Here is a 23,954-nt window from a genome sequence, read left to right as displayed (position 1 = left end):
GATGACGATCGCAGAGCATCAGATGACGGACTATCTGGCGGCGGCCGCGCACCCTGCTTCCGCTGCGGGCACGCGCAAGCTTGCGAGCGCCTTTGGCACCGTCGACCGCTGGCTCGGTGCGGTGGTCGAGACCGCCGCGGCCGGTGTCGTGCTGGTCGAGATCGGCATCATGCTCGCCGGCGTCATCATGCGATACGTCTTCCACAGCCCGCTGATCTGCTCGGACGAGCTGGCCTCGATCCTGTTTCTCTGGCTCTCGATGCTGGGCGCGGTGATCGCGCTGCGCCGGGGCGAGCACATGCGCATGACAGGGCTCGTCAGYCATGTCGGCCCGGGCGCGCGCGCCTTTCTCGACACGATCGCGGCGGTGGCGCCGCTAGCCCTGCTGGCGCTGATCCTGCATCCCGCCTTCGATTATGCGAGCGAGGAACAGGTCATCGTCACCCCGGCGCTGGAGATCAGCAATGCCTGGCGCGCAGCCGCAATTCCCGTCGGGATGACCCTGATGGCCGTCGTCGCCGCGATCCGGCTCGCGACGCATCACCGCCCCGCGTTGATCGTCGCAGCCCTCATCATCACAGCCGTCCTGATTGCCGCATTCTGGCTTGCCGGACCGCTGCTCGCCCCGCTCGGACGCTACAATCTCATCATTTTCTTCGTCGGCGTGGTCGCAGCCAACGTGTTCGCCGGCGTACCGATCGCCTTCTCCTTTGCGCTCGCGACCTTCGGCTATCTGGCGCTGACAACCAGCGTCCCGATGATGGTGATGGTCGGCCGTCTCGATGAAGGCATGTCGCACCTGATCCTGCTCGCGGTGCCGCTGTTCATTTTCCTCGGCGCGTTGATCGAGATGACCGGCATGGCGCGGGCCATGATCCAGTTTCTGGCCAGCCTGCTCGGACATGTCAGGGGCGGACTGTCCTACGTGCTGATCGGGGCCATGTATCTGGTCTCCGGCATCTCCGGCTCGAAGATCGCCGACATGGCCGCGATCGCGCCGGTGCTGCTGCCGGAGATGCAGCGGCGCGGCGCCAAGCCCGGCGACCTCGTCGCGCTGCTGTCAGCCACCGGCGCGCAGACCGAGACCATTCCGCCGAGCATCGTGCTGATCACCATCGGCTCGGTGACCGGTGTCTCGATCGCAGCGCTGTTCACGGGCGGGCTGCTGCCGGCCCTGGTCGTGGGCACCGCGCTCTGCGTGGTGGTGTGGCGACGCTACCGGAACGAGGATCTGAGCCATGTGCGGCGTGCCTCGAAGCGCGAGATCGCAAAGCTCACAATGATCGCTCTGCCCGCCATCCTGCTGCCCTTCGTGATCCGCACTGCCGTGGTCGAAGGTGTTGCCACTGCCACGGAGGTCTCGACCATCGGCATCGCCTACGCCGTGCTGATGGGCCTTGTGGTCTACCGCCAGTTTCCCTGGCGGCGGCTGAAATCCATGCTGGTCGAGACGGCCTCGCTGACGGGCGCAATCATCTTCATCATCGGCTGCGCCACGGCGATGGCCTGGGGACTGACGCAATCGGGCTTCTCGCAACAGCTGGCGAAGGCGATGGCGGCGATCCCCGGCGGCGCCTACGGCTTCCTCGCGATCTCGATTGTGGCCTTCGTCGTGCTCGGCAGCGTGCTCGAAGGCATTCCGGCCATCGTGCTGTTCGGCCCATTGCTGTTTCCGATTGCCAAGCAGGCCGGCGTGCATGAAGTGCACTATGCGATGGTCGTGATCCTCGCGATGGGCATCGGCCTGTTCGCGCCGCCGTTCGGCGTCGGCTACTACGGCGCCTGCGCGATCAGCAAGATATCGCCGGACGAAGGCCTCAAGCACATCTGGGGCTATGTCGCGGCGCTCTTCATCGGCCTCGCCATCGTCGCAGCCGTGCCGTGGCTGTCGATCGGCTTCCTCAAATTCTGAAGATCATGGGAATCATGCAATGAGCCGTTTTTTTGGTGAGATCCGGCAAGCCGGCTACGTCGTTGACGACATCGAGAAGGCCATGGGTTATTGGAGCCGCGAGCTCGGCATCGGGCCGTGGTTCTATAATCCGCGGGTTCCAATCGTGAACTACCACTATCGCGGCAAGGCCTATGAGCCGCACAATTCGGTGGCGCTGGCCAATTCCGGTCCGCTGCAGATGGAGCTGATCCAGATCCGCAACGATGCGCCGTCGATGTATGCCGACTTCCTGAAAGCCGGACATAAGGGTCTGCAGCACGTCGCCTACTGGACCGAAGACTACGACGCCGATCTCTCCCGTCTCGAAGCTGAGGGTTTCAAGCCGGTCATGAGCGGCGAAGTCGGCGCGCGCGGTCGCTTCGTCTATTTCGACACGGAGTATCATCCGGGAACGGTGATCGAACTGTCTGAAGTCTCGGGACCCAAGGGCAAGATGTTCGATCTCATCCGCGCAGCCGCCAAGGGCTGGGACGGGCGCGACCCCGTGCGGCCGTTCCCCGATCTGACCAAGCTCTAGATTGTCTGCGCTCCCGTGACGCAAAATCCCGTTCGCATCGAAGCCGACTATCTGATCGAAACGCCTGAAGATCCGCGTCTTGCCGCGGAAACCATGGCGGGCGAGCAGTCGAGCGGCACGTTCGTTGCGGTGCCCGGCGAAACGCCGGAGCTGAAAGCGCGTGCGGCCGCCCGCGTCGAGAGCATCGAGTTGCTTGATGCAATCTCCGCGCCGTCGCTCCCGGTCGCCCGCCCGATCAACCCCGATGGCCCCTGGAATCGCGCGCGCCTGACGTTGTCATGGCCGCTCGACAATATCGGCGCGTCATTGCCAAATCTCGTCACGGCGATCGCCGGCAATCTCTGGGAGTTGCGCCAGCTGACCGGCCTGCGGCTGCTCGACCTGCGCCTGCCGCTCGCGTTTGCCGCCGCCTATCCCGGACCGAAGTTCGGCGTCGCCGGCACGCGCGAGCTGACCGGTGTCAGCGGTCGCCCGCTGATCGGCACCATCATCAAGCCGAGCATCGGGCTCAGCCCGGCCGAGACGGCCAATCTGGTCGCCACGCTGTGCGAGGCCGGCATCGACTTCATCAAGGACGACGAGCTGCAATCGGACGGCGCCTATTGTCCGTTCGACGCGCGTGTGCGCGCCGTGATGCGCGTCGTCAACGACCACGCTGATCGAACCGGCAAGAAGGTCATGGTCGCCTTCAACCTCACCGGCGAGATCGACCAGATGCGCCGCCGGCACGATCTGGTGCTCAGCGAGGGCGGCACCTGCGTGATGGCGAGCATCAACTCGGTCGGGCTCACAGGCATGGTCGAGCTCGGCCGCCACACGCAGCTTCCCGTTCATGCGCATCGCAACGGCTGGGGCGCGCTGAATCGTCATCCGGCACTCGGCTGGGACTATACGGCGTGGCACAAGATCTGGCGGCTGGCCGGCGCCGACCACATGCACGTCAACGGCATCGGCAACAAGTTCAGCGAGACCGATGACAGCGTGGTCACATCCGCAAAGGCGGCGCTGACGCCGATGTTCGCGCACAAGCCGTGCACCGCGATGCCGGTGTTCTCGTCGGGCCAGACGCCGGCCCAGGCCGCGCCGACCTGGCGCGCGCTCGGCTCGACAGATCTGATCTTCGCAGCAGGCGGCGGCATTCTCGCCCATCCCGACGGACCGGCCGCCGGCGTTGCCGATTTGCGCGCAGCATGGGACGCCGCGATGGCGAGTCCACAGCCGTGAGCGGCGCGTCCGCCCTGCCCGACGGTCCACTCGTTGCTTTCTATGGCGACGATTACACTGGCTCGTCCGCAGCGATGGAGGCCCTCACCTTCGCGGGCCTRCCGACAATCCTGTTCCTGGAGACTCCGACGCCCGAACGTCTCGCTTCTATCGGGCAGTACCGCGGCATCGGCATCGCCGGCACGGCGCGCGCGAAGGATCCGGCCTGGATGGAGCAAAACCTTCCCCCGGCTTTCGCGGTGCTCGCAGGTATCGGCGCGCCGATCGCACACTACAAAGTGTGCTCGACCTTCGACTCCTCGCCGCAGATCGGCTCGATCGGGCGTGCGATCGACCTCGCGGTGCCGCAACTCGGCGGCGCCTGGCATCCCCTCCTCGTGGGATCGCCGGCGATGGGCCGCTATCAGATGTTCGGCCACCTGTTCGCGGCCGTGAATGGCGTCGGCCATCGTCTCGACCGGCACCCGACCATGTCGCGTCATCCGGTGACGCCGATGGACGAGTCCGATCTCGGCCGGCATCTCGCAAAACAGACGGCGCGATCGATCGGGCTGATCGACTTCGTCACCATGGCCAATGGCGGCGCGGATCTGGCGCTGATGCGCGCGAGGGGCGCCGGCACCGAGATCATCTCGCTCGACGTGCTCGACCAGGCATCGCTGATCGAAGCCGGCCGCCTGATCTGGGAATATCGCGGCGAGCGCCTCTTTGTCGCCGGCTCGCAAGGTGTCGAGCAGGCCCTGGTCGCCTATTGGCGGTCGGCCGGCCTGATTGCCGACAGCAAGCCCGATCTGCGCCTTGCCGGCGTCGAGCGCATCGCGTGCGTCTCCGGCTCCTGCTCGCCCGTCACCGCCGCGCAGATCGCGCATGCCGCGGACAACGGCTTCGACGTCGAGCGGCTCGATGCGACGCGCGCGGTCGACGCGGCTGAATGGACCAGGGAGATCGGCCGCGCTGCCGAACGTGCGGTCGCGGCGCTCGCGTCGGGGCGCGATGCGCTCCTGATCACCGCAAGCGGCCCCGACGATCCCGCCATCGGCGCGCTCAACGCAGCCATCGAGGCGAGCGGCGCAACGGCGAGTGCGGTGAACGAGCGCATCGGCGCGGGGCTCGGCCAGGCGCTGGACGCCATTCTGGAAACCGCGCGGCTCCCGCGCGCCGTGGTCGCCGGCGGCGACACGTCCGGCCATGCGCTGCAGGCGATGGGCATCTATGCGCTGACCGCGATCGCCCCTCTCGCAGAAGGCGCGCCACTCAACCGCGCATCATCGGATCGCGCGCATGCGAACATCGAGATCGCGCTCAAGGGCGGACAGGTCGGCGGGATCGATCTGTTCTGCCGGGCGAGGGACGGCGGTTAGCCGTCACCGCTAGGCGATCGTGATCCGGCCGATATTGGCTTTGAACTGCGGCTTCAACGGGCCGGCGGGATCAGGGCGCGCAGGATGTCGGGCTTCCAGGCCTGACGGGCGCTGTCAAAGGCCGCGAAATCATGGTCGAACTGCCAATAGGCCCATGCCCAGCCGCGTCTGTCGGCGCTACGCGCCACGAACGACAGGTATCTCTGGCGACTCTCGGATGGAGCCCGTTCGTAGACCCCGAACTCGCCGAGATAAATCGGGCGTTTCTCTCGCTCCGACCACCGACTGACCTTCTCGAAATCAGCGGCCGCCCTGGCTTCGTCGTCCGGACTGCCCCAATCCAGCGGCCCGATGCGCGCGAACGTCTCGGACCATGGCGCACCCTGATGCGTGAAGCGTATCGGCGCGTAATAATGAAAGGTGACGATGAGATTCCTGTCGTCGGCGGGGAGAGCCAGATCGTCGATGGGAATCTCGTCAGTGTTGAGAACGGCAGCAATGACCCGCCGCTCGGGGTTGGTGCGGCGGATGATGCCGATACATTCGTTGAGGAGCGAATTCCAGCTGGCGGACGTCATCTGTCCCCCCGGCTCGTTCAAGACCTCGAAGACGAGCCCGGGATATCTTCCGGCATAGCGCTCCGCGATCTGCCGCCAGAATGCCCTGAGCTTCTCGCCGCATTCGGAGACATCACGCTGACAGACATGCGTGTCGTGCTCGTCGACGATGGGAACGAGGTTCCTGGCGAGAATTTCCTCGATGACGGCATCAAGCCTTCTCAGCACGACCTCATCCAGCACATTCCCGCGATCCATGAACTTGAAGCCGAAGAAATTGATCCTGACGTGCGAGAATCCGGCCTTTCTGATCGCCGTCAAATTGTCCAGACGAAACGGCGCGTTCTGACCGCCTTCCCAGATTCCGTCATAACCGAGAATGTTGATCCCGCGTCCCAATTTTGCGGCATCACGAGGCACGACCTGCCCCGCGCCGTGTGCGTCGGAGCAGAGCGATGCGAAGACGAAAGCCACTGCGGCAAGATTGAAGCGTCTCGACCAGCGAGCGCGGGGGGCGGTCATCTTGCTTCCATTCCGTAAGGGTTAGAAATCGGTCTCCGGCACCGGCCTGCACGTTGCAAGGAGGAACGCCACGAGGAGCACCGACGTGAACATGGTCGAGCGAAGGAACGTCGTCTCGGTGAAATTGGTCTGAAAGCTGAGGGCGACAAATCCGATGATGAGGGCACAGTGCGCCCGGTGGATCGATCGTGCAGAAATCAAATAGAGAACCTTGTTCGAGAACAGAAGAACACTCGCTGCGAAAAGCACGTAGCCCAGAAATCCTGTTTCCATCAGGATCGCGATATAACCGCTATGATAGTTGTCGAGCACCCAACCGTGGTTCTGCTCGAAATAATCGTAGATCGACGGGATCGTCCAGAAACCGTTGATTCCGAAGCCGAGCAGCGGCGCATCGTCGAAATGGCTTATCGCGTAGTGCCAGATGAAGGTCCGCTCGGTGAAGTTGACGGTCGCATCGCCAATGTGGATGGCGTCGTATCCCGTCGCATAAAAATAGACGATCAGGAAGCCGGCCATAACGCACATGAYGAACGGCAGGATCGCATAGAGCCTCATGCAGCCGACCGACCACATCGACGTCACGAGCAGCGCACAAGCCGCCAGGGCGACAGCACCGGCGCCGCGCGATTCCGACGCGAGGACGCAGGTCGACGCCAGCAGGAACGCGACGAGGAACGCCAACCACCCCTGCCCCGTCATCTTCCGGTAGCAGGAGAAGAACATCAGATACGCGCCGACAAAGCCCAGCGTCTGCTTCGATTCATAGACGCCCTGCCATTGACCATTGTGCATCCAGCTATGATCTATCCCGATATCGGGCACGGCGAGCGCGCAAAGCGCCGATGCGGCGACCAATATGAAGAGCCCGGAGGACGTCGCCTTCACGACATCGTCGATATCGATCCGCGTGATCATGCAGAACGCGCCAAACGTCGTCATTGCAAGAGCGGCGCTCTTCATGATGGCTGCGGCATTCAGAGTGGTCCACAACACCGAGACGACCGCCAGCGCGTAGAATGCGAGGAGCGCGATCAGATCAGGATTGAACGCCAGCTGCAGACGCGGGCGCACGAACGCGCTTGCGTAGATCAGGACGCTCCACATCAGCAGAGCGACCGCCTGTTGCAGATAAGTCAGTCCCGCCGGCAGTATCGCCGTATTGAATGTCCCCATCGACGCGACGACATTGACGGTGATCGATACGCAGATGGCGAGCCTGGCGATCTTCTCGACGCCGGCACTGCGCGTCTTCCAGATCGCGCTCGTGAGTGCCTCGGAGTCTCTCTCGGTCTGCAGGATGGTCATGCGGTGACTTTCCCTTAAGCTTGGTTAATTATCTACTACTGCGGGTTGATCTCCCGGGCCCCGGCACCACGAAATCTCGAAACTTCGGGGATTGATAACGATACGGCCCCTGCTCGATGCGTTAATGCAAATCGCACCCCGCTGGTGCCTCGGCCGTCACGACCCTGCTATACAAGCGTGGGATCCGGCTCGATCGACTTCTCCGGATTATCTGGTTTCCGTGGTCACGCATGAATAAGCCGAGCAATACATTCGATATCGCCATCGAGCAGGCGTTCGACTTCCTGTCTTCGGAATACGCGGCGCTTTTCGACAGCTCTGCCGCGACCGCGTTTCAGCATCCGCTCTGGCTGGACAGCCTCTACGCCAGGCTCGCATCCCATGCAGGCGCGACGCCGCTGGTCGTCGTGGTCCGCCGCCGTACGCCGGGGGCACTGGCGATGGTGCTGCCCCTGCTCCGAATCCGCCGCGGCCCGATCCGCACCATCGAATTCGCCGATCTGCGCGTATCCGACTATCTGGCGCCGGTCTGCAGTCCCGAGGTGTTTTCCAGCCTGCTGGAGGACGAAGCGGCCTGCGCAGAGATCCGGCGCCTCGTCCGCCCGTTCGATCTGCTCCGCATGACCAAGCTGCCCGACGGACGGCTTCCGATCGAGAGCTTACTCGGCGCGCCACGCCGCGTCTCGATGGAGACGAACGCCTACGCGACCGTTCTCGTCGCCCCGTTCGAGCAATGGCGTGCCAGCGCGCTGGATCGCTCCTATCAGAAGGAGCTCGCCAAGAAATATCGCCAGCTCCAGAAGAAGGGAGCATTGAGCTTCTCATGCTGCGACGACAGCGCCTCGATCTCCGAGGCGATGGACGCGATGAAGCAATATCGCGGCCCGCGCTTTCACGCCCAGGGCGACGGCGACCTGCTCCAGCGCCCCGAATATTACAGCTTCTATTCTGACGTGGCGGCCCGCGGTCTCGGCTCGTTCGTCCGACTCTACGCCATGAAGATGGACGGCGGCGTGATCGCCGCCGTGCTCGGACTGCGCCATCGCGGCAGCTTCCTCGTCATCATGAGCGCCTTCGATATCGACGGCTACAAGAGCCAATCCCTGGGCTCTCTGATGTTCGAGCAAGTGGCGCGGGATTGCATCGAGCGCGGCGATCAGATGCTCGACTTCACGATCGGCGACGAGCCGTACAAGAAATTGTTCGGCGGCCAGCCTTCGCCGATGTGGATGGTCACGCAGGCCGGCAGCACCGCGGGCGCCATCAGCCTGTTCGCGCTGAAGCAGGCTCCCTGGCTCAAACTGGCGGCCAAGCGGCTGTCCGATTTCAGGCTCCTGCCGGCCCGCACCCCGACGCCCACGCGCTAGCCGAAGCGCAAGCGAGGGAGCGCAGAGCTCACGCGCGGAGCGCGCCGCGGACGCGTCCGAGCCAGCCCGGATGCATCTGATCGACACGATGCGTGAGACTGCGCCGCAGGAAGTGCAACCGCCGCCGCACATCCCATTCGATATCGTTGCGGGACGTCAGGGCCTGACGGAAGCGCGCCATTTTCAGCGACCGCTGGTCTGCCGCGAGCTTGTCGGGATCGGAATAGAACTGCGAAATCTTCTCCGTGCCCATGCCGGCGCTTGCGAGCCAGCGCGGCGCGTACTCCGTGCAAAGGCGATCGACGTCCACCAGCAGGCGGGCGACGCCCGTGCCGGCGGCGGGACAATTGGTCTGGAACGCATCGCCGATGAGGACGATTCCGGGCTGAAGGTGTCCCTCCACCACGGTCAGATCCATCACCCAGTTCTGCACCCTGTCGGTCACGTGGAAGTCGCCGAGGTAAGGCCGCAGTCCCGGCAGCAGCCGCGGGACGGTCGCTTCCGGTTCGCGGCGCAGCTCGCGCATGATCGGATCGGTCGGGTCGCGGAACATGAACAGATTGGCCCGCATACCTGATGGCACCGGGAACAGGCTGAGATAGTCGATGCCGTCAGTGGTGCGCTCGCCGTAACAGGTCAGCGCCTCGAAATCGAACGGCGTGCCATCGCGGCGGGCGATCGTGAAGCCGAACGACACCGAATGGCGCTCGGCCAGCACGCGCCGCTTGATGCCGAGCTTGTAGCCGAGAGCTCCCGCCATGCCCGTGGCGAGCACGACGAGCCGCGCCTCAAGGCGTCGTCCGGACGCAAGCTCGATATGCTGGACATCATTGCTGGGGCTGATTGCGATGACTTCGTCGACGATCAGATTGGACGGATCAGGCAGCTGGCTGCGCGCCATCGCAACGAGGCCGGCATAGGAAAACCCGTAAGCCTGGCCGACGCTGACATCGACGACCTTGCCCTCCCGGATATTGAGCACCCGGTCATACCGGCAGGCGACGTTCTCGAGCGCATGGAGGAAGCCCAGCCTGCGGAACATCTCGAGCTGCTGGCCACCGAGCTTCTCGACCCGGAATTCGTCCGGATGCACCGCGCGCTTGTCGACGAGTGCGACGCGATGCCCCGCCCGCGCAAGCACGGACGCGGCGAGCGATCCCGCAAGGCCGCCACCGACGATCGCGATGTCTGCGACGATGGCCGCAGTCGCAGCTGCATCGCTCGGCTCGGTCACGGGTCTATCCGTCGTCATGGTTTAGGGCTCCACGGTTAACGGTGGTTCCATGTGCAATTCCCTCGCCTGATGTCGTATCGCAGAGCCAAACGCGATCATTTCCGGCGATTGAGGTTAACGGGTCGCCGGACACATCCGTCCCGGCACGCGCCTTGCTCAGAACGACCTCGAAATACTGCTGTCTCGTCAGACCAAGCGTCCGAATTCGTTCCAGAGAGGCCATTCCAATGCTCGAACAGCCGCAGGCCGGCCGGCTTCGCCCCGCATCTTGCACCGGCACGACATCGCGCCGCTTTTCGATCGAGCCGGTGCCCGGTCAATCTGGCACATCGGGGACGCGGCTGTTCCGCAGTGAAGCAGCGGCGTACGACCTTCGTCGACGACAGACGACGGGACCTCAAGACCGCGCATTAACACTCGCATTTTTCCGGCATGCTAGGCTCTCGCCGTCCTTGCAACGCCCATCTTCGGGGAACGCTCCGCATCTTCGATGATCGATTCCATTGTTCAATTTCTGCGGCGTGACGTCACGCGCGGTGTCGTCGGGACCATCCTTCTGAAGGTTGGCAGCGGCGCGCTCGCGTTTGCGTTGTTCTCGCTGGCCGCGCGAACGATGACGCCCGATGGATTCGGTATCTTTGCGACCTGGCTTTCGGTTGCCCAGATCGCCGCAGTCGTAGGACTGGTCGGTCAGGAAGCATTGCTGGTGCRATTCCTGAACGAGTATGAGGTCGGCGACAGGCCCGACCTCACCAAGGGCCTCCTGCTCTCCAGCTTCAGGAATTCCGCCGTCGCGATGCTGATCGCGATCGCCGCGGTTGCGTTGGTTGCGCATTTCAGAGGGGATTTGTGGCTGCTGATCCTCGCCGTCTCGGCCTACACCGCCGTGAGTGCCGGATTGATGCTCGGCAGCCAGATCGCGCGCTCGCTGGTCAGCATTATCATGGGCGAAGGCAACCGCGAGTTCTTCTGGCGGGTTTTCGTCGTGCTGTTTCTGCWCGCCATGCTGTTCGGGCATCGGCAGCTCGATCCCGCCGAGCTGATCGCCGCAATGACGATTGCGATGTCGGTGGGCCTCGTCGCACAGATCATTGCGATTGTACGGGTGCTGCCGGATTTGCGCACGACAGCAGCGAATTCCGAAGCATCGCGCTGGCGATCGAGCGCGCTGCATTTCTGGCTTGCGTCCATCCTTGAAGTCGCGAACCAGTATTTCGACGTCATTCTGGTCTACTGGATGCTGGATCCGGCGACCGCCGGCATCTACTTCGCGGCGTCACGCCTCGCCAACATCTTCGCCATGCTCTCCGCCGCGCTGTACTCGTTCGGCGCGCGCCGGCTTCCTTCGCTCTACTTCAGCAAAAATCACCAGGAATTCGAGCGGACGCTGCAGCTCATGGCGGAAGTGACCGCGCTTTGCGTGGTCGCGGGGCTCGCCATGATCTGGATCGGCGGCCCCTATCTCCTCAACCTGTTCGGGCCTCATTTCACCGAGCAGCACTCGGTGCTGATCGTGCTGGCGATCGGAACGGCCATCCAGGCCGCGGGCGGTCCGTCGGCGGCGATCCTGCAATTGACCGGCCATGAACGCATCTACGTCCCCGTCGTCGCCGCAAATGTCGCATTGAGACTGGTCGGATTCCTCGTCCTGATCCCCTGGCTCGGCGTGCTTGGCGCGGCGATTGCCGCCACGGTGTCGCTGGCGCTCACGACCATCGCGCTCAATATCTTGTGCCGCCGGCGAACCGGGGTCGATCCTTCGGTTCTCGTGCTGTTGCGCTTCTCGGCGTGGCGGCGCGGCCGCTATGCGGTTCGCGGCGCCGACTCCGCCGAATAGGCGTCAGCCGTACGATCGGCTTGGTTGATCCGCGACGGCGCGTGCAGGTCCCGTTGGTTAACGCGCTCGCTGCGCACCATCCGGGAATCGGCAGAATTCCCGCGAGAACGCGGCAATCGGCGGCTCGCGCATTAACTCCGTTTGTTGCTAGTCGGTGTCTGCCCGATGCCTGCATGATAGGTACGGGGTTAAGAAGGTGAAGATTTCGTTTCTTTAGCGGTCGGGATCCGTGCTCCATTACCAGCCGAACAAGGAATTGGGCGAGACGACCGCGACAGAACTGGCGCGGCTGAACGGCAGCGAACGAAAGCTGCATGTCCTTCTCGTACAGACCCAGGCCGAGAACGCGGGCGCGCAGGAGATCTCCAGGCTTCTCGGCGCCGGCCTCTCCGCGCGCGGCCATCGCGTCTCCAACCTGTTTTTCTTCCGCAAATCGGATTCGTTCGACGAGCCGCCCGAGACGTTCTATTGCGCATCGAGCCGGCCGAGCAATCCGGTTGCGCTGCTGCGGATGCTGTGGACGCTTGGCGGTCATATCAGAGCCACGCGGCCCGACGCCGTCCTGACCTTCCAGCATTTCGGCAACGTCATCGGCGCGGGCGTGACGCGCCTCGTCAGCCGCGCCCCTGTCGTCGCCAACCAGGTTTCATCCGCGCTGTCGATGAGCTGGCCGATCCGCACGGCCGACATCGTCATGGGCAGCGTCGGCTTCTTCGACCGCATCACGCTGAACTCAAAGGACATGGAGCGCGAGTATTCGCGCTACCCTCAGGCCTACCGGTCGCGCATGGTGCATGTCCCGCACGGCTTCGAGGACAAGGCCCTCATCCTGCCGAAGGGCGCCGCACGACAGAAATTCAACCTGCCGCCGGACCGCGTCCTGCTCGGCTGCGCGGCGAGGCTGCATCCGCACAAGCGGCTCGATGCGGCGATACGCCTCTTGCCGGACGAGCCGTCGTGGCACCTTGCACTCGCCGGCCAGGGCGCCGATGAGGCGCGACTGCGGCAGCTCGCGGACGAGCTGAAGGTCTCGGACCGATTGCATCTGCTCGGTGAAATCGCGCCACGCCAGATCGCGGATTTTCTCGCCTGTCTCGACATATTCGTGTTTCCGACGCAGGCCGAGACCTTTGGCCTTGCCGCCGTCGAAGCCGCCAACGCCGGCGTTCCCTCGGTCGTCACCGATCTTCCCGTGCTGCGCGAGGTGCTGTCTTTCGAAGGAAAGCCCACTGCCCTCTTTGTCGATGCTTCAGATCAAGCGAAGCTGTCGGCTGCCGTCTCCAGACTTCTGACCGACCAAGCACTGAGCGACGAACTGCAAGAGAACGCCAAAGGCCTGAGGTTGCGCTATTCGGTCGATGCGATGGTTGAGGAATACGTTCAAATCCTCAACCGGGTCGTCTGAACCGATGCGTTGGAATAGGTTGGCTCGACATGATCATCGAGTTTCGCTGCGAACGTGACCATGCGCGGCGGTGGATGCACCGCCAGACGCTGTCGATCGACGGCCGGGACGTTCCGGTTCAAATCGCGTTGACTGCAACGGCGGAGCCACGGCCCGCGGGGCTCGACGCCCTGTTCGAGCTCGAGCGCGTGGTGCTGCGTAAAGGCAGGCACAGCGGCGCCGACGGGCTGAAGATCGATCCGGAACAGACGCAGGCCCGCACCGGCACGGCCGATGTGATCGTCGATTTCACGAGCGCCGCGCGCGATCCGGACTGTTCGGCCCGGCTGTATCTCCGCCCGCAGTTCAACGGAACTGCAGGTGAAAACGCGGCACTCGCGGCGATTCTCGCCGGCGACCTGCCCGTGATCGAGATCGTCAAYGAGGTCGACGGCGCGGTGCTCGATCGCGGCCATCCCTCCGCAGAGATCGCGGCCGGTTTGAGCGGTGGACTCGAAACGGTCATGGCGCGAACCCTGACCATGGTGGCGGCCATCCTGTCGGGACGGCCGCGTATCGTGCCTCAGCTGGCACGCCGGGCCCGAGCCGGCAACGGCCTGCCGCCGGCGGCCTATGTCGTGCGCGGCCTCGCCGTATCGATCGCCAAGGAGATCTACCGCCTCTGCTGCTATGCGCCGCATTGGCATGTCGGATGGCGCTTCAATGATGGCGCGGGTGTCTGGCAGACGGGAGATCTCTCCGGGCCTCGCTGGAACGTTCTCGCCGATCCCGGAAATCATTTCTACGCCGATCCCTTCCCGATCACATGGCAGGGACGAACATTCGTCTACTTCGAAGATCTCGATCATCGGGTTGGAAAAGGCATCATTTCGGCCGTCGAGTTCGGCGACGCCGGCCCGGTCGGAGAGGTCGTGCCCGTGCTGGAGGAGGCCTGGCACCTGTCCTATCCGTTCCTGATCGAGGACAATGGCGAGTTGTGGATGATCCCGGAGAGCTCGCTCCACGGGGACGTCGCGCTCTACAAATGCATTCGGTTTCCGGACAAATGGGAGCGACACGCCACGTTGCTCTCGGGCCTCGAACTGGCCGATGTGACCATCACGCAGCACAACGGTCTGAACTATTTGTTCGGAGCCTGGCGAGACGGAACCGGCGGCTATTCGGATTCGCTTGCGATCTATTGCGCCGAGCACCTGCTCGGCCCCTGGTTGCCCCATGCCAGCAACCCCGTCCTGATCGATCGCGCAAGTACGCGACCCGCGGGGAATTTCGTCACCATCGATGGCAAATTGTGGCGGCCGGTGCAGGATTGCGCCGACGGATATGGCGCCGCGCTCGGCCTCGCGGAAGTGATCGAACTGTCTCCGACGACGTTCAAGCAGGTCGTGCGCCACTCCCTCAGACCCGGACCGGCATGGCCCGGCAGAAAGCTGCACACGCTGAACCGCTGCGGCCGGCTCGAGGTGATCGACGGATCGCGCGTTCAACCCAAGACCCGCGCCTTCGCAAGCAAATTTCCATCGGTCGTCTTGCCCCCGCGAACCAGCCCCCACACCGCCTGCTAGCGCGTGGCACGACGGACGGCGTGGATCACAACGCCGCCCGTCATCTCGTGTTCCGACCGCTCCCGCAGCAGGCGGCGTTCTACTGAGAACGATCCGAGGTCCAGCCCTTGTACTCGGCGACGTTGTCCCGGGTCACGAGCTTCGAGGGCAGGAGCTCGACGGTCGAGGCCGGCTTCTGGCCATTGAGAATGCCGACGCCCACCTGCACCGCGCGCCGCGCCATGAAGAACGGGTCCTGCGAAGCGGACGCCTGGACCTGCGGCGCCGCCGGATCCTTCAGCGCGGCCTCGATGTCGGGCGCGCCATCGACCGCGGTGATGACAATGCCGCTGCGGCCTTGCTGGCGCGCCGCGAGATCGGTGCCGATCGCCTGCGGATCGTTGATAGCGAAGATGGCGTCGATCTTGGAAAAGCGCGTCAGATAGCCCTGCGCGATGGTGAGACCGCCTTCACGCGAGCCTTTGCCGTCCTGGTCGCTGGACAACACCTTGATCCCGGGATTCTTCGAGAGAACGTTCTTGCAGCCGACGACGCGGTCGATCACGGCCGAGACCTGCGGCCCGTTCTCGATGATGACGTCGCCCTTGCCCCCCAGCTTGTCGACGATGTACTGGCATGAGATCTCACCGGCCTGCACGTTGTTCGTGGTTATGGTGGCGTCGGCGCCTTCGGCCGCGGTGTCGACCGCGACGACCACGATGCCCGCCGCCTGCGCCTTCTTGATCGCCGGCCCGATCGCCTTGGGATCGCCGGGGTTCAACAGGATCAGGTCGACGCCGGCGGCAATGAAATTGTCGATCTGGGTAACCTGCTTGCCGAGGTCGTATTCGAAGCCGACCGTCGTGATCTTCACATTGGGATTGGTCTTCCTGGCCTCGAACTCGGCGCCCTTCGACAGCGCGACGAAGAACGGATTACCCATCGACCCCAGCGAGACGCCGATCGACTTGAGTTCCTTGGCGAAGGATGGCGCGGTGCTTAGGGCAAGCGCCATCGCGGCGCCGGCGAGCGTGATCGTCTTCAACATTGGCTTCCTCCCTGGTCTGTATTCTTATCCGGCACGGCAGACCAGTTGCCGCAGCGGAAATTCGCATCACACCATGCGCACTCAGGTGCGCGCCGAACCCATTCAGGTTCTGGCGGAGCCCTGCAGCCGGTAGCGGTCCAGCGCCACGGCGCCGATGATCACCAGGCCCTTGATCACATATTGCCAGATGTCCGAGACGCCGACGAGGATCAGGCCGTTCGACAGGACGGCGATGATCAGCGCGCCGACCAGCGTGCCCCAGATCGAGCCGATGCCGCCGACGAACGAGGTGCCGCCCAGGATCACGGCGGTGATCGCATCGAGCTCATAGGACTGACCGAGCTGGAGACCGTTGGCCGCATAGAGCCGCGCCGCCTGCATGGCGCCGCCGAGCCCGGCGAAGAGTCCCGAGATGCCGTAGACGAAGATCAGCACGGCCCAGACCTTGATGCCGGCAAGCCGCGCCGCGCTTTCATTGCCGCCCACCGCATAGATGTGCACGCCGAGCACCGTCCGGCGCAGCACCAGCCACGAGACGAGGATGACGAGCAAGGCGATCACCGAGAGCCACGGGATCGACGCGACGCCGGGAACGAGCGTCAGCGAGCCATTGCCGATGAAGGCGTAGGGAATGGAAGGATTGAAGACGGTGGTGTCGGCCCCGAGCAGTCGCGCCAGGCCGCGTACGGCGGTGAGAGAGCCGAGCGTGACGATGAAAGGCGGCAGGCGGAGGAGTGCAATCAGCGCGCCGTTGATGACGCCGAAGCCGAGGCCGGTGAGCAGCGCGGCCGGCAGCCACAGCATCCCGAGCTCCGGCAGCTTGGAGAGCGTCAACCCGGCCATCGCGGACGCCGCCAGGATCGAGCCGACCGAGAGGTCGATGCCGCCGGTGAGGATGACGAAAGTCATGCCTGCGGCGAGCACGGTGTTCACTGCGGCCTGCTGCAACACGATGCCGAGATTCTGTCCGGTGAAGAAGCGGCCCTCCGACAGAAAATGGAAGCCGCCGCACAAGATCAACAACACCGGCAGCATACCGGCGGCGCGGATCAGAAGCCTTATACGCTGACGCTTCGTCTCCTGCGCGGCCGCGAGGCCCGCGGCGGCGGCGGTGTCCGTTTTTGGAGAGCCGTCATGCATCGAGTTGCTCCATCCCCGTGGCGAGCGCCATGATGTCTTCCTGGTTCAGGGGCGACGTCGCGCCACGCTCGATTTCACCGGCGATATGCCCCGCCCGCATGACGACCACGCGGTCGCAGATGCCGATGATCTCGGGCAGATCGGACGARATGACGAGGATCGCGGTGCCGGATTTGGCAAGATTGTCGATGATCGAATAGATCTCGGACTTGGCGCCGACATCCACGCCGCGCGTCGGCTCATCGAGGATCAGGACCTTTGGCGTGGTCGCAAGCAGGCGCGACAGCAGCACCTTCTGCTGGTTGCCGCCGGACAATGCGCCGACGGTGACGTTGATATCGGCGGCACGAATGCCGAGCGCTGCGAACGCCCTGTTGGCACGGTCGCGGGCCTTGTCGCGGTCGAGGATGTAACCGATCCGGGCATCCCGGCCGAGCACCGCGAGGTTGATGTTGTCCAGGCATGACATGTCCAGGAACAGGCCGAGCGCCTTGCGGTCCTCGGTCAGATAGGCGACGCCGATGTCGAGCGCCTCACCCGGCGTGCGGATATCGACCGGGCGTCCTTCCAGCTCGACACGGCCGGAGGTCCTGGGCGCCGCGCCAATGATGAGATGCGCAAGCTCGGTGCGACCCGCGCCGATCAGGCCGGCGAGGCCGACCACCTCGCCCGCATGCACGGTCAGCGAGCAGCCCTTGACGCGCCGGCCATCGGCCATGTCGATCGCTGCGAGCACGGGATGCCCCCGCCCCGCCTCCGGATCATGATCCTTCTTGTAGAACGAGGAGACGTCACGCCCGACCATTAGCCGAACGATGGTGTCGGCGCGGATGTCCTGCTTGTCGAGCGCCCCGACCAGCCGGCCGTCGCGCAGCACGGTGACGCGGTCGCCGAGCGCGTAGACCTCGTCCATGCGATGCGAGATGTAGATGATGGCAAGCCCCTCGGCGCGAAGCTGGCGGATCAGCGCGAACAGCCGCGCGCTCTCGCCGGCCGACAACGCGGTGGTCGGCTCGTCCATGATCAGGATTTTTGATCTGACGTGCAGCGCACGCGCGATCTCGACCAGTTGCCGCTGGCCCATGGAGAGGTGCGCCACCAGCGTCGACGGCAGGAAGTCCGCGCCCAGCCGTTTCAGGATGGGGCCGACGCCCTCGCGCATGGCGCCGCGTGCCAGCAAGCCTGCTCGCGACAGCTCCCGGCCGAGATAGATATTCTCGGCAACACTGAGATTGGGAGCCAACGACAGCTCCTGGTAGATGATGGAGATGCCCGCCGCGCGCCCCCCGAGCGGACCTTCGATCCGTACCGGGCTTCCTTCAATGCGGATCTCGCCGCCGGGATCGGGCCTGTAGGCGCCGGACAAGATCTTCATCAGCGTCGACTTTCCGGCGCCGTTCTCACCCATCAGGGCATGAATTTCGCCGGCATAGACGGTGAGATCGACGGAACGCAGCGCCTTGATGCCAAAGAAGGATTTTGAGACCCCACGCATCTCCAGGATCGGATCGTTCATCGTGCCTCCCGACGCACAATGCGTTTCCTACCCGCGTCTCAATGATTTTGTCAGCGCGGTTCACGCATTAAACAAAAGGCTGCGGCACAGAGCAATACCGAACAGACGGGAATGCAACGTCGAGGCGGTGCTAGTGGCGCGGCCGATACAGTTCGCGCCAGGCGGGAAGCCGCTCGGCATAGGCATCGACCAGTCTTGCGTCGGGCTCGAACGTCTCAATGCGTTGCGGCCGCGTGCACACGGCGGCGATCGCCTCACCGGTGACAGCAAGCCGCCCCAATCTCGCCGCACCGAACGCCGCGCCGGTCTCGCCTCCGGCAAAGCGATGGACCGGAACATTCAGCACGTTTGCCAGCACCGAGAGCCAGAACCCGGACCGTGAACCACCGCCAATGGCGTCGGCTTCCGTCATCGCAATGCCGGCATCCGCGAGCGCGTCGCGGCAATCGGCAAGCGCGAAGGCAACGCCCTCGAGCACCGCCTGCACGATCGACCCGCGATCGGTGCCATGGCTCAAACCATTCAGCATGCCGCGCACGGCGGGATCGTCGTGCGGTGTCCGCTCACCCGCCAGATAAGGCAGGAAGCTCACAGGCGACGGTGCCTGCGGGCGCAATCCAAGCGGCGCCAGCAACTCGGCCTCGGTGGCGCCGAACAGGCGCGCGATCCAGGCCAGGCAGGATGCGGCCGAGAGGATCGCGCCGGCCTGAATCCACATGTCGGGAATGGCGTGGCAGAACGTATGCACCGCGCGGTCCGGGTTGGCAGCGATTCTGCTGGTCGGTGCCAGCAAGGCCCCCGAGGTTCCCAGCGACACGAACGCGGTTCCCGGCCTGATCGCGCCGATGCCGACAGCGCCTGCCGGATTGTCGCCGGCACCGCCTGCGATCACCGGCTGTCCGGTCATGCCCCAACGCCGCGCCAGCTCGCCGCGCAGCGTGGTCGCGGGCGCGCATCCCTCGACCAGACGCGGCATGTGATCGCGCGACAGGCCGGTCGCTGCCAGTGCTGCGTCCGACCAGTCCCGGCGCGCGGCGTCGAGCCACAGCGATCCCGATGCATCCGAGACGTCCTCGATGGCCTCGCCGCTCAGCACCAGGCGCAGATAGGCCTTTGGCAGCAGAACGAGTTTCGTCGCCGCAAAGATTTCGGGCTCGTGCGTCGCGATCCAGAGCAGCTTCGGCGCGGTGAATCCCGGCATCGCCTTGTTGCCCGACGTCGCACGCAAGGCGGGCCAGCGTCGTTCCAGGACACGACACTCGGCGGCGGAGCGTCCGTCGTTCCAGAGGATGCAGGGCCGCAACGGTCTCGAGCTCGCATCGAGCAGCGTGGCGCCATGCATCTGCCCGGACAGTCCAATGCCTTCGACGGCCGCCAACGCGCCGGCATGCGTCGCCTTCAAGGCATCCAGCGTGGCGAAGGTTGCATCGATCCACTGCGCGGGATCCTGCTCGAAATAGCCTGATAGCGGCGAGGCGGTCGTCAACGGCCGGCTCTCGCTCGCAATCACGCGCTGGGCACCGTCGACGAGAACGGTCTTGACCGCCGAAGTGCCGAGATCGATGCCGAGATACATGGCTGCTACCCGCTCACTTCGCCGCGTCCATCCAGATGCCCGGCTCCGAATGCTCGCGGATGTGGGTGACGAGGAAGTCGGAAAAAGCCCTGATCTTGGCGGGCAGCCCGGCGCGGTTCTGGTAGGCGATGTTCATGGTGAGCAGTGGCAGCTCCCAATCCACCAGCACCGGGACGAGACGGCCCGCCGCGATATCGCTTTGAACGATGTAGAGCGGCTGGATGAGGATGCCGAGCCCTGCCAGCGCCGCGCCGCGAATGACCTGGCCGTCATTGCTGTCGAGCGTCGGCGTGATGCGGACGGTCTGCGCGCCATGGCTTTTGCGCAGGCGCAACGAATAGGGATCGTTCGCGAGATTGTAGACCAGCATGTTGTGGCGCGCGAGATCGGCGGGCTGCTCCGGCTCGCCGGCGCTTGCGAGATAGGAGGGCGCGGCGGCGAGCACGCGCCGCATCTGGCCGATGCGGCGGACGATGATGTTCGAATCCGGCTCCTGCTCGCGCGTCCGGATCGCGACGTCGATGCCGGCCTCGATGAAATCGGGATAGCGGTTGGCGGTCGTGATCTGCATGTTGAGCTTCGGATAGCGCGCGCGGAAGGAAGGCAGCATCGGCGCCAGATAGATCACCGCAAAAGACAGCGAGCTCGTGACCCGCAGCGTGCCCTGCGGCGACAGCGCGCGATCGCTGACGATGTCCTCGGCCTCCGCCAGTTCGCTCAGCACCCGGCTGGAGCGCTCCAGCAGCTCCTGCCCCGCCTCCGTCAACCACAGCCTGCGTGTGTTGCGCTCGATCAGCCTGACCGCAAGGCGCTCCTCGAGCGCGCTGAGATGGCGGCTCGCCGCCGCATTCGACATGCGCAAGGCCTCGGCGGCTTTTGACAGGCTGCCGAGCTCGGCCGTCTTGGAGAACACCTCCAATTGCAGCAGGCGATCCATTTTTCCACTTTTAGAAAAAGAGACTTACAAATATTGACCTTTATTTCCACATCCCGCAAGTCAAAATGGCCAGAACACGAGCAAGATAGCAGGTGAGGAAACTGGGAAATGTCGGGCCCGATCAGGCACATCGTGATGTGGCGGCTACGCGGGGAGACCCCCGCGGAGCGTTCCGCGGCCCGTTCCAAGGTCAAGACCCTGTTCGAGGGACTGCGGGGCCGGATCGACGGCCTCACCCACATCGAGGTGGGCGTCGACGTCAGCGATGTCGACTACGCCTGCGACGTGGTGCTGTTCTCCGAATTCACCAACCAGGCCGCACTCGCCGCCTATGCCACCCACCCCGAACATTTGCGCGTCCGCGAGGCGCTGGGCGACTTGCGGATCGGACGCTTCCAGGTCGATTATCCCATCAAAGAGACCGGCGCATGATCGGTTCGTTCACCTTTGAAAACCTGCCCTGCCGCGTCGTGTTCGGCAGCGGAACGCTGGCCTCGGCCAAGGCCGAGATCGAGCGGCTCGGCGGCAAGCGCGCGCTGGTGCTGACGACGCCGCAGCAGGAGGCGCAAGGCAAGAGCTTGGGGGCCGCCCTCGGCCCGCTCTACGCCGGCATCTTTCCCGGCGCGACCATGCATACGCCGGTCGAGGTCACGGAGCGCGCGCTCGCGGCGATGAAGGCATGCGAGGCCGATTGCGTTGTCTCGCTCGGCGGCGGCTCGACCACCGGCCTCGGCAAGGCGCTGGCCTTGCGCACAGGCGTCAACCAGCTCTGCATTCCCACCACCTATGCCGGCTCGGAGATGACGCCAATCGTCGGCCAGACCGAGAACGGCCTGAAGACCACGGTGCGCGACGCAGCCGTGCTGCCGGAGACCGTGATCTACGACGTCGACCTCACCCTGACGCTGCCGGCGAGCCTCGCCGCAACATCCGGCATCAACGCGATCGCGCATGCCGTTGAAGCGCTCTATGCGCGCGACACCAATCCCGTGACGTCGCTGATGGCGGAAGAAGGCATCCGCGCGATCGCGCGCGCCCTCCCCGCCATTGCGGCCAAAAGCGATGACCGCGAGGCTCGCACCGAAGCACTCTACGGCGCCTGGCTCTGCGGCGTCTGCCTCGGCACGGTCGGCATGGCGCTGCATCACAAGCTCTGCCACACGCTCGGCGGTACCTTCGATCTGCCGCACGCCGAGACCCACACCATCGTGCTGCCGCATGCGCTGGCCTACAACGCACCGGCGGTGCCCGATGCCATGGCGCGGATATCGCGCGCGATCGGCGCGGCCGACGCGTCCCAGGGGCTCTACGAGCTCGCGAAGCGGCTGGGCGCGAAGCTGGCATTGCGCGACATCGGCATGCCCGAGAGCGGCATCGACAGGGCGGCTGATCTTGCCGTCACCAACGCCTACTGGAATCCGCGCCCGCTCGAGCGCAATGCCATCCGGGAGTTGATAGCCCGCGCCTGGGCCGGCGAGCCGCCTGTTACCATCAAAGCGGCGGCCTGAAGCGATGCGGCGCACGCTGATCAAATCCGCGGTCATCATCAGCATGGATGACGCGATTGGCGACCTCAGCACCGGCGATGTGCTGGTCGAGGGCAGCCGCATCGTCGACGTGCGCCCATCGATCGACCTCGGCAGCGGCGCTTCCGAGACCGAGATCGTGGACGGCACCGGGCGCATCGTCATCCCCGGCCTGATCAACGCGCACATGCACACCTGGCAGACCGCGTTGCGCGGCTATGCCGCCAATTGGACGCTGCTGGAATATTTCCGCCGCATGCATGCCGGGCTCGCGACCGTGTTCCGGCCCGACGACATCCACATTGCGACCCTCGTCGGAGCGCTGAACCAGATCAATTGCGGCACCACCACGCTGGTCGATTGGTGCCACAACAATCCGACGCCTGACCATACCGACGCTGCCGTGCGCGGGCTGATCGAAAGCGGCATCCGCGCCGCCTTCTTCCATGGCTCGCCGAAGCCCGAGCCGAAACCGGGCGAGCCGCATTTCTCCGAGATTCCGCATCCGCGCAGCGAAGTCGAGCGGCTGCTGGCAGGTCCCTTCGCCGATCGCGACGGCCTCGTCACGCTCGGGCTTGCCATTCTGGGTCCGCATTATTCGACGCTCGACGTCGCCATGCACGATTTCCGCCTGGCGCGCGAGCTCAAGCTGATCGCCTCGATGCATCAGGGCGGCGGTCCGGCCAAGACGCCCGGCGGCTGGGAGAAGCTGATCGAGGCCGGCCTCGTCGGCGCCGGCATCAACATCGTCCATGGCAACGACCTGCCCGACGATCTCCTCGACAAGATGGTCGATCTCGGCGTCTCCTTCTCGGTGACGCCCGAGAACGAGATGATCCAGGGCCACGGTTTTCCGATCACCGGACGGCTGCTCAAGCGCGGCGTGCGCCCGACCATCGGGATCGACCTGGAATCCGTGCTGGCCGGCGATCTCTTCTCCGTCGCCCGCGTCGCGCTGTCGATGCAGCGGGCGCTCGACAATGCGGAGTCGCGTCAAGTGAGCGGCACCATTCCGGCGACCACCACGATCCCCGTCCGCGAGGCGCTGCGCTGGATCACGACCGAAGGCGCCCGCATGCTCGGCCGCGAGGGCCAGATCGGCTCGCTGACGCCGGGCAAGCTCGCCGACCTCGTCATCATCAACGCATCCGATCTCAACCTCTTCCCGGTGCACGATCCCGTCGCGACCGTCGTGATGCAGACGAGCCTTGCCAATATCGAGGCCGTCATGATCGGCGGTACCTGGAAGAAGCGGGACGGCCGGCTGCTGGTCGAGGGGCTGGAGACGAAGAAGGACCTGCTGGCCCAATCCGGCCGGCGGCTGGTGCAGGATATCGAACGACAGGGACGCGCCGCCTGAAGGCGCCGATGGATGAGATCA

The 23,954-nt window shown here is 64.8% G+C and carries 19 protein-coding genes; 11 read left to right on the top strand and 8 right to left on the bottom strand.

Annotated elements, in window-relative coordinates:
• The first annotated feature begins 1 nt into the window (after position 1).
• The 4 genes from AB4Z51_RS22770 to AB4Z51_RS22755 are packed head-to-tail and all read left to right on the top strand — an operon-like array spanning position 2 to position 5,056.
• Entirely contained in the window at positions 2 to 1,912 is a 1,911-nt protein-coding gene (locus AB4Z51_RS22770; protein ID WP_441498014.1) for a TRAP transporter large permease, read from the top strand.
• Positions 1,913 to 1,931: 19 nt separating this feature from the next.
• On the top strand, positions 1,932 to 2,471 hold the full coding sequence (locus AB4Z51_RS22765) for a VOC family protein (protein WP_441498013.1): 540 nt from the start codon (positions 1,932 to 1,934) through the stop codon (positions 2,469 to 2,471).
• Positions 2,472 to 2,486: 15 nt separating this feature from the next.
• Complete coding sequence (locus AB4Z51_RS22760; protein WP_441498012.1) at positions 2,487 to 3,695, top strand: ribulose-bisphosphate carboxylase large subunit family protein; 1,209 nt, start codon at positions 2,487 to 2,489, stop codon at positions 3,693 to 3,695.
• Entirely contained in the window at positions 3,692 to 5,056 is a 1,365-nt protein-coding gene (locus AB4Z51_RS22755) for a four-carbon acid sugar kinase family protein (protein ID WP_244623384.1), read from the top strand. Before AB4Z51_RS22760 ends, AB4Z51_RS22755 begins: the two co-directional genes overlap by 4 nt.
• Positions 5,057 to 5,109: 53 nt before the next feature.
• Here the strand turns inward: AB4Z51_RS22755 and AB4Z51_RS22750 are convergent, their stop codons facing one another.
• On the bottom strand, positions 5,110 to 6,135 hold the full coding sequence (locus tag AB4Z51_RS22750) for a glycoside hydrolase family 5 protein (protein ID WP_135216548.1): 1,026 nt from the start codon (positions 6,133 to 6,135) through the stop codon (positions 5,110 to 5,112).
• 21 nt (positions 6,136 to 6,156) lie between these two features.
• Positions 6,157 to 7,443: an O-antigen ligase family protein gene (locus tag AB4Z51_RS22745; RefSeq protein WP_441498011.1), complete on the bottom strand. Its 1,287-nt coding sequence runs from the start codon at positions 7,441 to 7,443 to the stop codon at positions 6,157 to 6,159.
• Between the two features lie 230 nt (positions 7,444 to 7,673).
• Between AB4Z51_RS22745 and AB4Z51_RS22740 the strand changes: the two genes are divergently transcribed.
• Positions 7,674 to 8,810 (top strand): GNAT family N-acetyltransferase, encoded by a 1,137-nt coding sequence (locus AB4Z51_RS22740; RefSeq protein WP_441498010.1) that lies wholly within the window; start codon positions 7,674 to 7,676, stop codon positions 8,808 to 8,810.
• 28 nt (positions 8,811 to 8,838) lie between these two features.
• On the opposite strand, the gene AB4Z51_RS22735 is transcribed toward AB4Z51_RS22740, so the two are convergent.
• Positions 8,839 to 10,062 (bottom strand): FAD-dependent oxidoreductase, encoded by a 1,224-nt coding sequence (locus tag AB4Z51_RS22735; protein WP_135216545.1) that lies wholly within the window; start codon positions 10,060 to 10,062, stop codon positions 8,839 to 8,841.
• A gap of 472 nt (positions 10,063 to 10,534) precedes the next feature.
• Between AB4Z51_RS22735 and AB4Z51_RS22730 the strand changes: the two genes are divergently transcribed.
• The 3 genes from AB4Z51_RS22730 (at position 10,535) to AB4Z51_RS22720 (ending at position 14,851) form a co-directional block, all read left to right on the top strand.
• Positions 10,535 to 11,881: a lipopolysaccharide biosynthesis protein gene (locus tag AB4Z51_RS22730; RefSeq protein WP_441498009.1), complete on the top strand. Its 1,347-nt coding sequence runs from the start codon at positions 10,535 to 10,537 to the stop codon at positions 11,879 to 11,881.
• A gap of 229 nt (positions 11,882 to 12,110) precedes the next feature.
• Positions 12,111 to 13,286 carry a glycosyltransferase family 4 protein gene (locus AB4Z51_RS22725; protein ID WP_135216543.1) on the top strand — a complete coding sequence of 392 codons (1,176 nt, stop codon included), beginning with the start codon at positions 12,111 to 12,113 and terminating at the stop codon, positions 13,284 to 13,286.
• A 29-nt stretch (positions 13,287 to 13,315) separates the two neighbouring features.
• Positions 13,316 to 14,851, top strand: coding sequence for a glucosamine inositolphosphorylceramide transferase family protein (locus AB4Z51_RS22720; protein WP_441498008.1), 1,536 nt, complete (start codon positions 13,316 to 13,318; stop codon positions 14,849 to 14,851).
• Positions 14,852 to 14,930: 79 nt separating this feature from the next.
• On the opposite strand, the gene AB4Z51_RS22715 is transcribed toward AB4Z51_RS22720, so the two are convergent.
• The 5 genes from AB4Z51_RS22715 to AB4Z51_RS22695 all read right to left on the bottom strand — a co-directional run bounded on the left by AB4Z51_RS22715 (position 14,931) and on the right by AB4Z51_RS22695 (position 21,047).
• A complete protein-coding gene (locus AB4Z51_RS22715) occupies positions 14,931 to 15,878 on the bottom strand; it encodes an ABC transporter substrate-binding protein (protein ID WP_135215839.1) in 948 nt (315 codons plus the stop codon).
• Positions 15,879 to 15,980: 102 nt separating this feature from the next.
• Positions 15,981 to 17,018, bottom strand: coding sequence for an ABC transporter permease subunit (locus AB4Z51_RS22710; protein ID WP_085403168.1), 1,038 nt, complete (start codon positions 17,016 to 17,018; stop codon positions 15,981 to 15,983).
• Complete coding sequence (locus AB4Z51_RS22705) at positions 17,011 to 18,534, bottom strand: sugar ABC transporter ATP-binding protein (protein WP_028155725.1); 1,524 nt, start codon at positions 18,532 to 18,534, stop codon at positions 17,011 to 17,013. Before AB4Z51_RS22705 ends, AB4Z51_RS22710 begins: the two co-directional genes overlap by 8 nt.
• A 130-nt stretch (positions 18,535 to 18,664) precedes the next feature.
• Positions 18,665 to 20,110 carry a xylulokinase gene (xylB, locus tag AB4Z51_RS22700; protein WP_135215841.1) on the bottom strand — a complete coding sequence of 482 codons (1,446 nt, stop codon included), beginning with the start codon at positions 20,108 to 20,110 and terminating at the stop codon, positions 18,665 to 18,667.
• A gap of 13 nt (positions 20,111 to 20,123) precedes the next feature.
• Positions 20,124 to 21,047, bottom strand: coding sequence for a LysR family transcriptional regulator (locus AB4Z51_RS22695; protein ID WP_135215842.1), 924 nt, complete (start codon positions 21,045 to 21,047; stop codon positions 20,124 to 20,126).
• Between the two features lie 108 nt (positions 21,048 to 21,155).
• On the opposite strand from AB4Z51_RS22695, the gene AB4Z51_RS22690 reads away from it, so the two are divergent.
• Genes AB4Z51_RS22690 through AB4Z51_RS22680 form a run of 3 tightly spaced genes read left to right on the top strand, consistent with a single transcriptional unit; the run spans position 21,156 to position 23,933 of the window.
• Positions 21,156 to 21,479: a Dabb family protein gene (locus tag AB4Z51_RS22690; RefSeq protein WP_135215843.1), complete on the top strand. Its 324-nt coding sequence runs from the start codon at positions 21,156 to 21,158 to the stop codon at positions 21,477 to 21,479.
• Positions 21,476 to 22,555, top strand: coding sequence for a maleylacetate reductase (locus AB4Z51_RS22685; protein ID WP_135215844.1), 1,080 nt, complete (start codon positions 21,476 to 21,478; stop codon positions 22,553 to 22,555). Before AB4Z51_RS22690 ends, AB4Z51_RS22685 begins: the two co-directional genes overlap by 4 nt.
• A gap of 4 nt (positions 22,556 to 22,559) precedes the next feature.
• The gene (locus AB4Z51_RS22680) at positions 22,560 to 23,933 is read left to right on the top strand and encodes an amidohydrolase family protein (protein WP_135215845.1); all 1,374 of its coding nucleotides are present in this window, start codon (positions 22,560 to 22,562) and stop codon (positions 23,931 to 23,933) included.
• The last annotated feature ends 21 nt before the right edge of the window (positions 23,934 to 23,954 follow it).

This window comes from Bradyrhizobium sp. 2TAF36, assembly GCF_052114925.1.
GTDB classification, from domain to species: Bacteria; Pseudomonadota; Alphaproteobacteria; order Rhizobiales; family Xanthobacteraceae; genus Bradyrhizobium; species Bradyrhizobium barranii.
Note: the sequence above shows the minus strand (reverse complement) of the source record. Positions and strands in the feature narration are given on the sequence as shown.

Excerpts from the sequence above, each read along its gene's own strand:
- AB4Z51_RS22765 (WP_441498013.1), top strand. The coding sequence starts at position 1,932 with ATGAGCCGTTTTTTTGGTGAGATCCGGCAAGCCGGCTACGTCGTTGAC.
- AB4Z51_RS22750 (WP_135216548.1), bottom strand. The coding sequence starts at position 6,135 with ATGACCGCCCCCCGCGCTCGCTGGTCGAGACGCTTCAATCTTGCCGCA.
- AB4Z51_RS22740 (WP_441498010.1), top strand. The coding sequence starts at position 7,674 with ATGAATAAGCCGAGCAATACATTCGATATCGCCATCGAGCAGGCGTTC.
- AB4Z51_RS22735 (WP_135216545.1), bottom strand. The coding sequence starts at position 10,062 with ATGACGACGGATAGACCCGTGACCGAGCCGAGCGATGCAGCTGCGACT.
- AB4Z51_RS22715 (WP_135215839.1), bottom strand. The coding sequence starts at position 15,878 with ATGTTGAAGACGATCACGCTCGCCGGCGCCGCGATGGCGCTTGCCCTA.
- AB4Z51_RS22710 (WP_085403168.1), bottom strand. The coding sequence starts at position 17,018 with ATGCATGACGGCTCTCCAAAAACGGACACCGCCGCCGCCGCGGGCCTC.
- xylB (WP_135215841.1), bottom strand. The coding sequence starts at position 20,110 with ATGTATCTCGGCATCGATCTCGGCACTTCGGCGGTCAAGACCGTTCTC.
- AB4Z51_RS22695 (WP_135215842.1), bottom strand. The coding sequence starts at position 21,047 with ATGGATCGCCTGCTGCAATTGGAGGTGTTCTCCAAGACGGCCGAGCTC.
- AB4Z51_RS22690 (WP_135215843.1), top strand. The coding sequence starts at position 21,156 with ATGTCGGGCCCGATCAGGCACATCGTGATGTGGCGGCTACGCGGGGAG.
- AB4Z51_RS22685 (WP_135215844.1), top strand. The coding sequence starts at position 21,476 with ATGATCGGTTCGTTCACCTTTGAAAACCTGCCCTGCCGCGTCGTGTTC.
- AB4Z51_RS22680 (WP_135215845.1), top strand. The coding sequence starts at position 22,560 with ATGCGGCGCACGCTGATCAAATCCGCGGTCATCATCAGCATGGATGAC.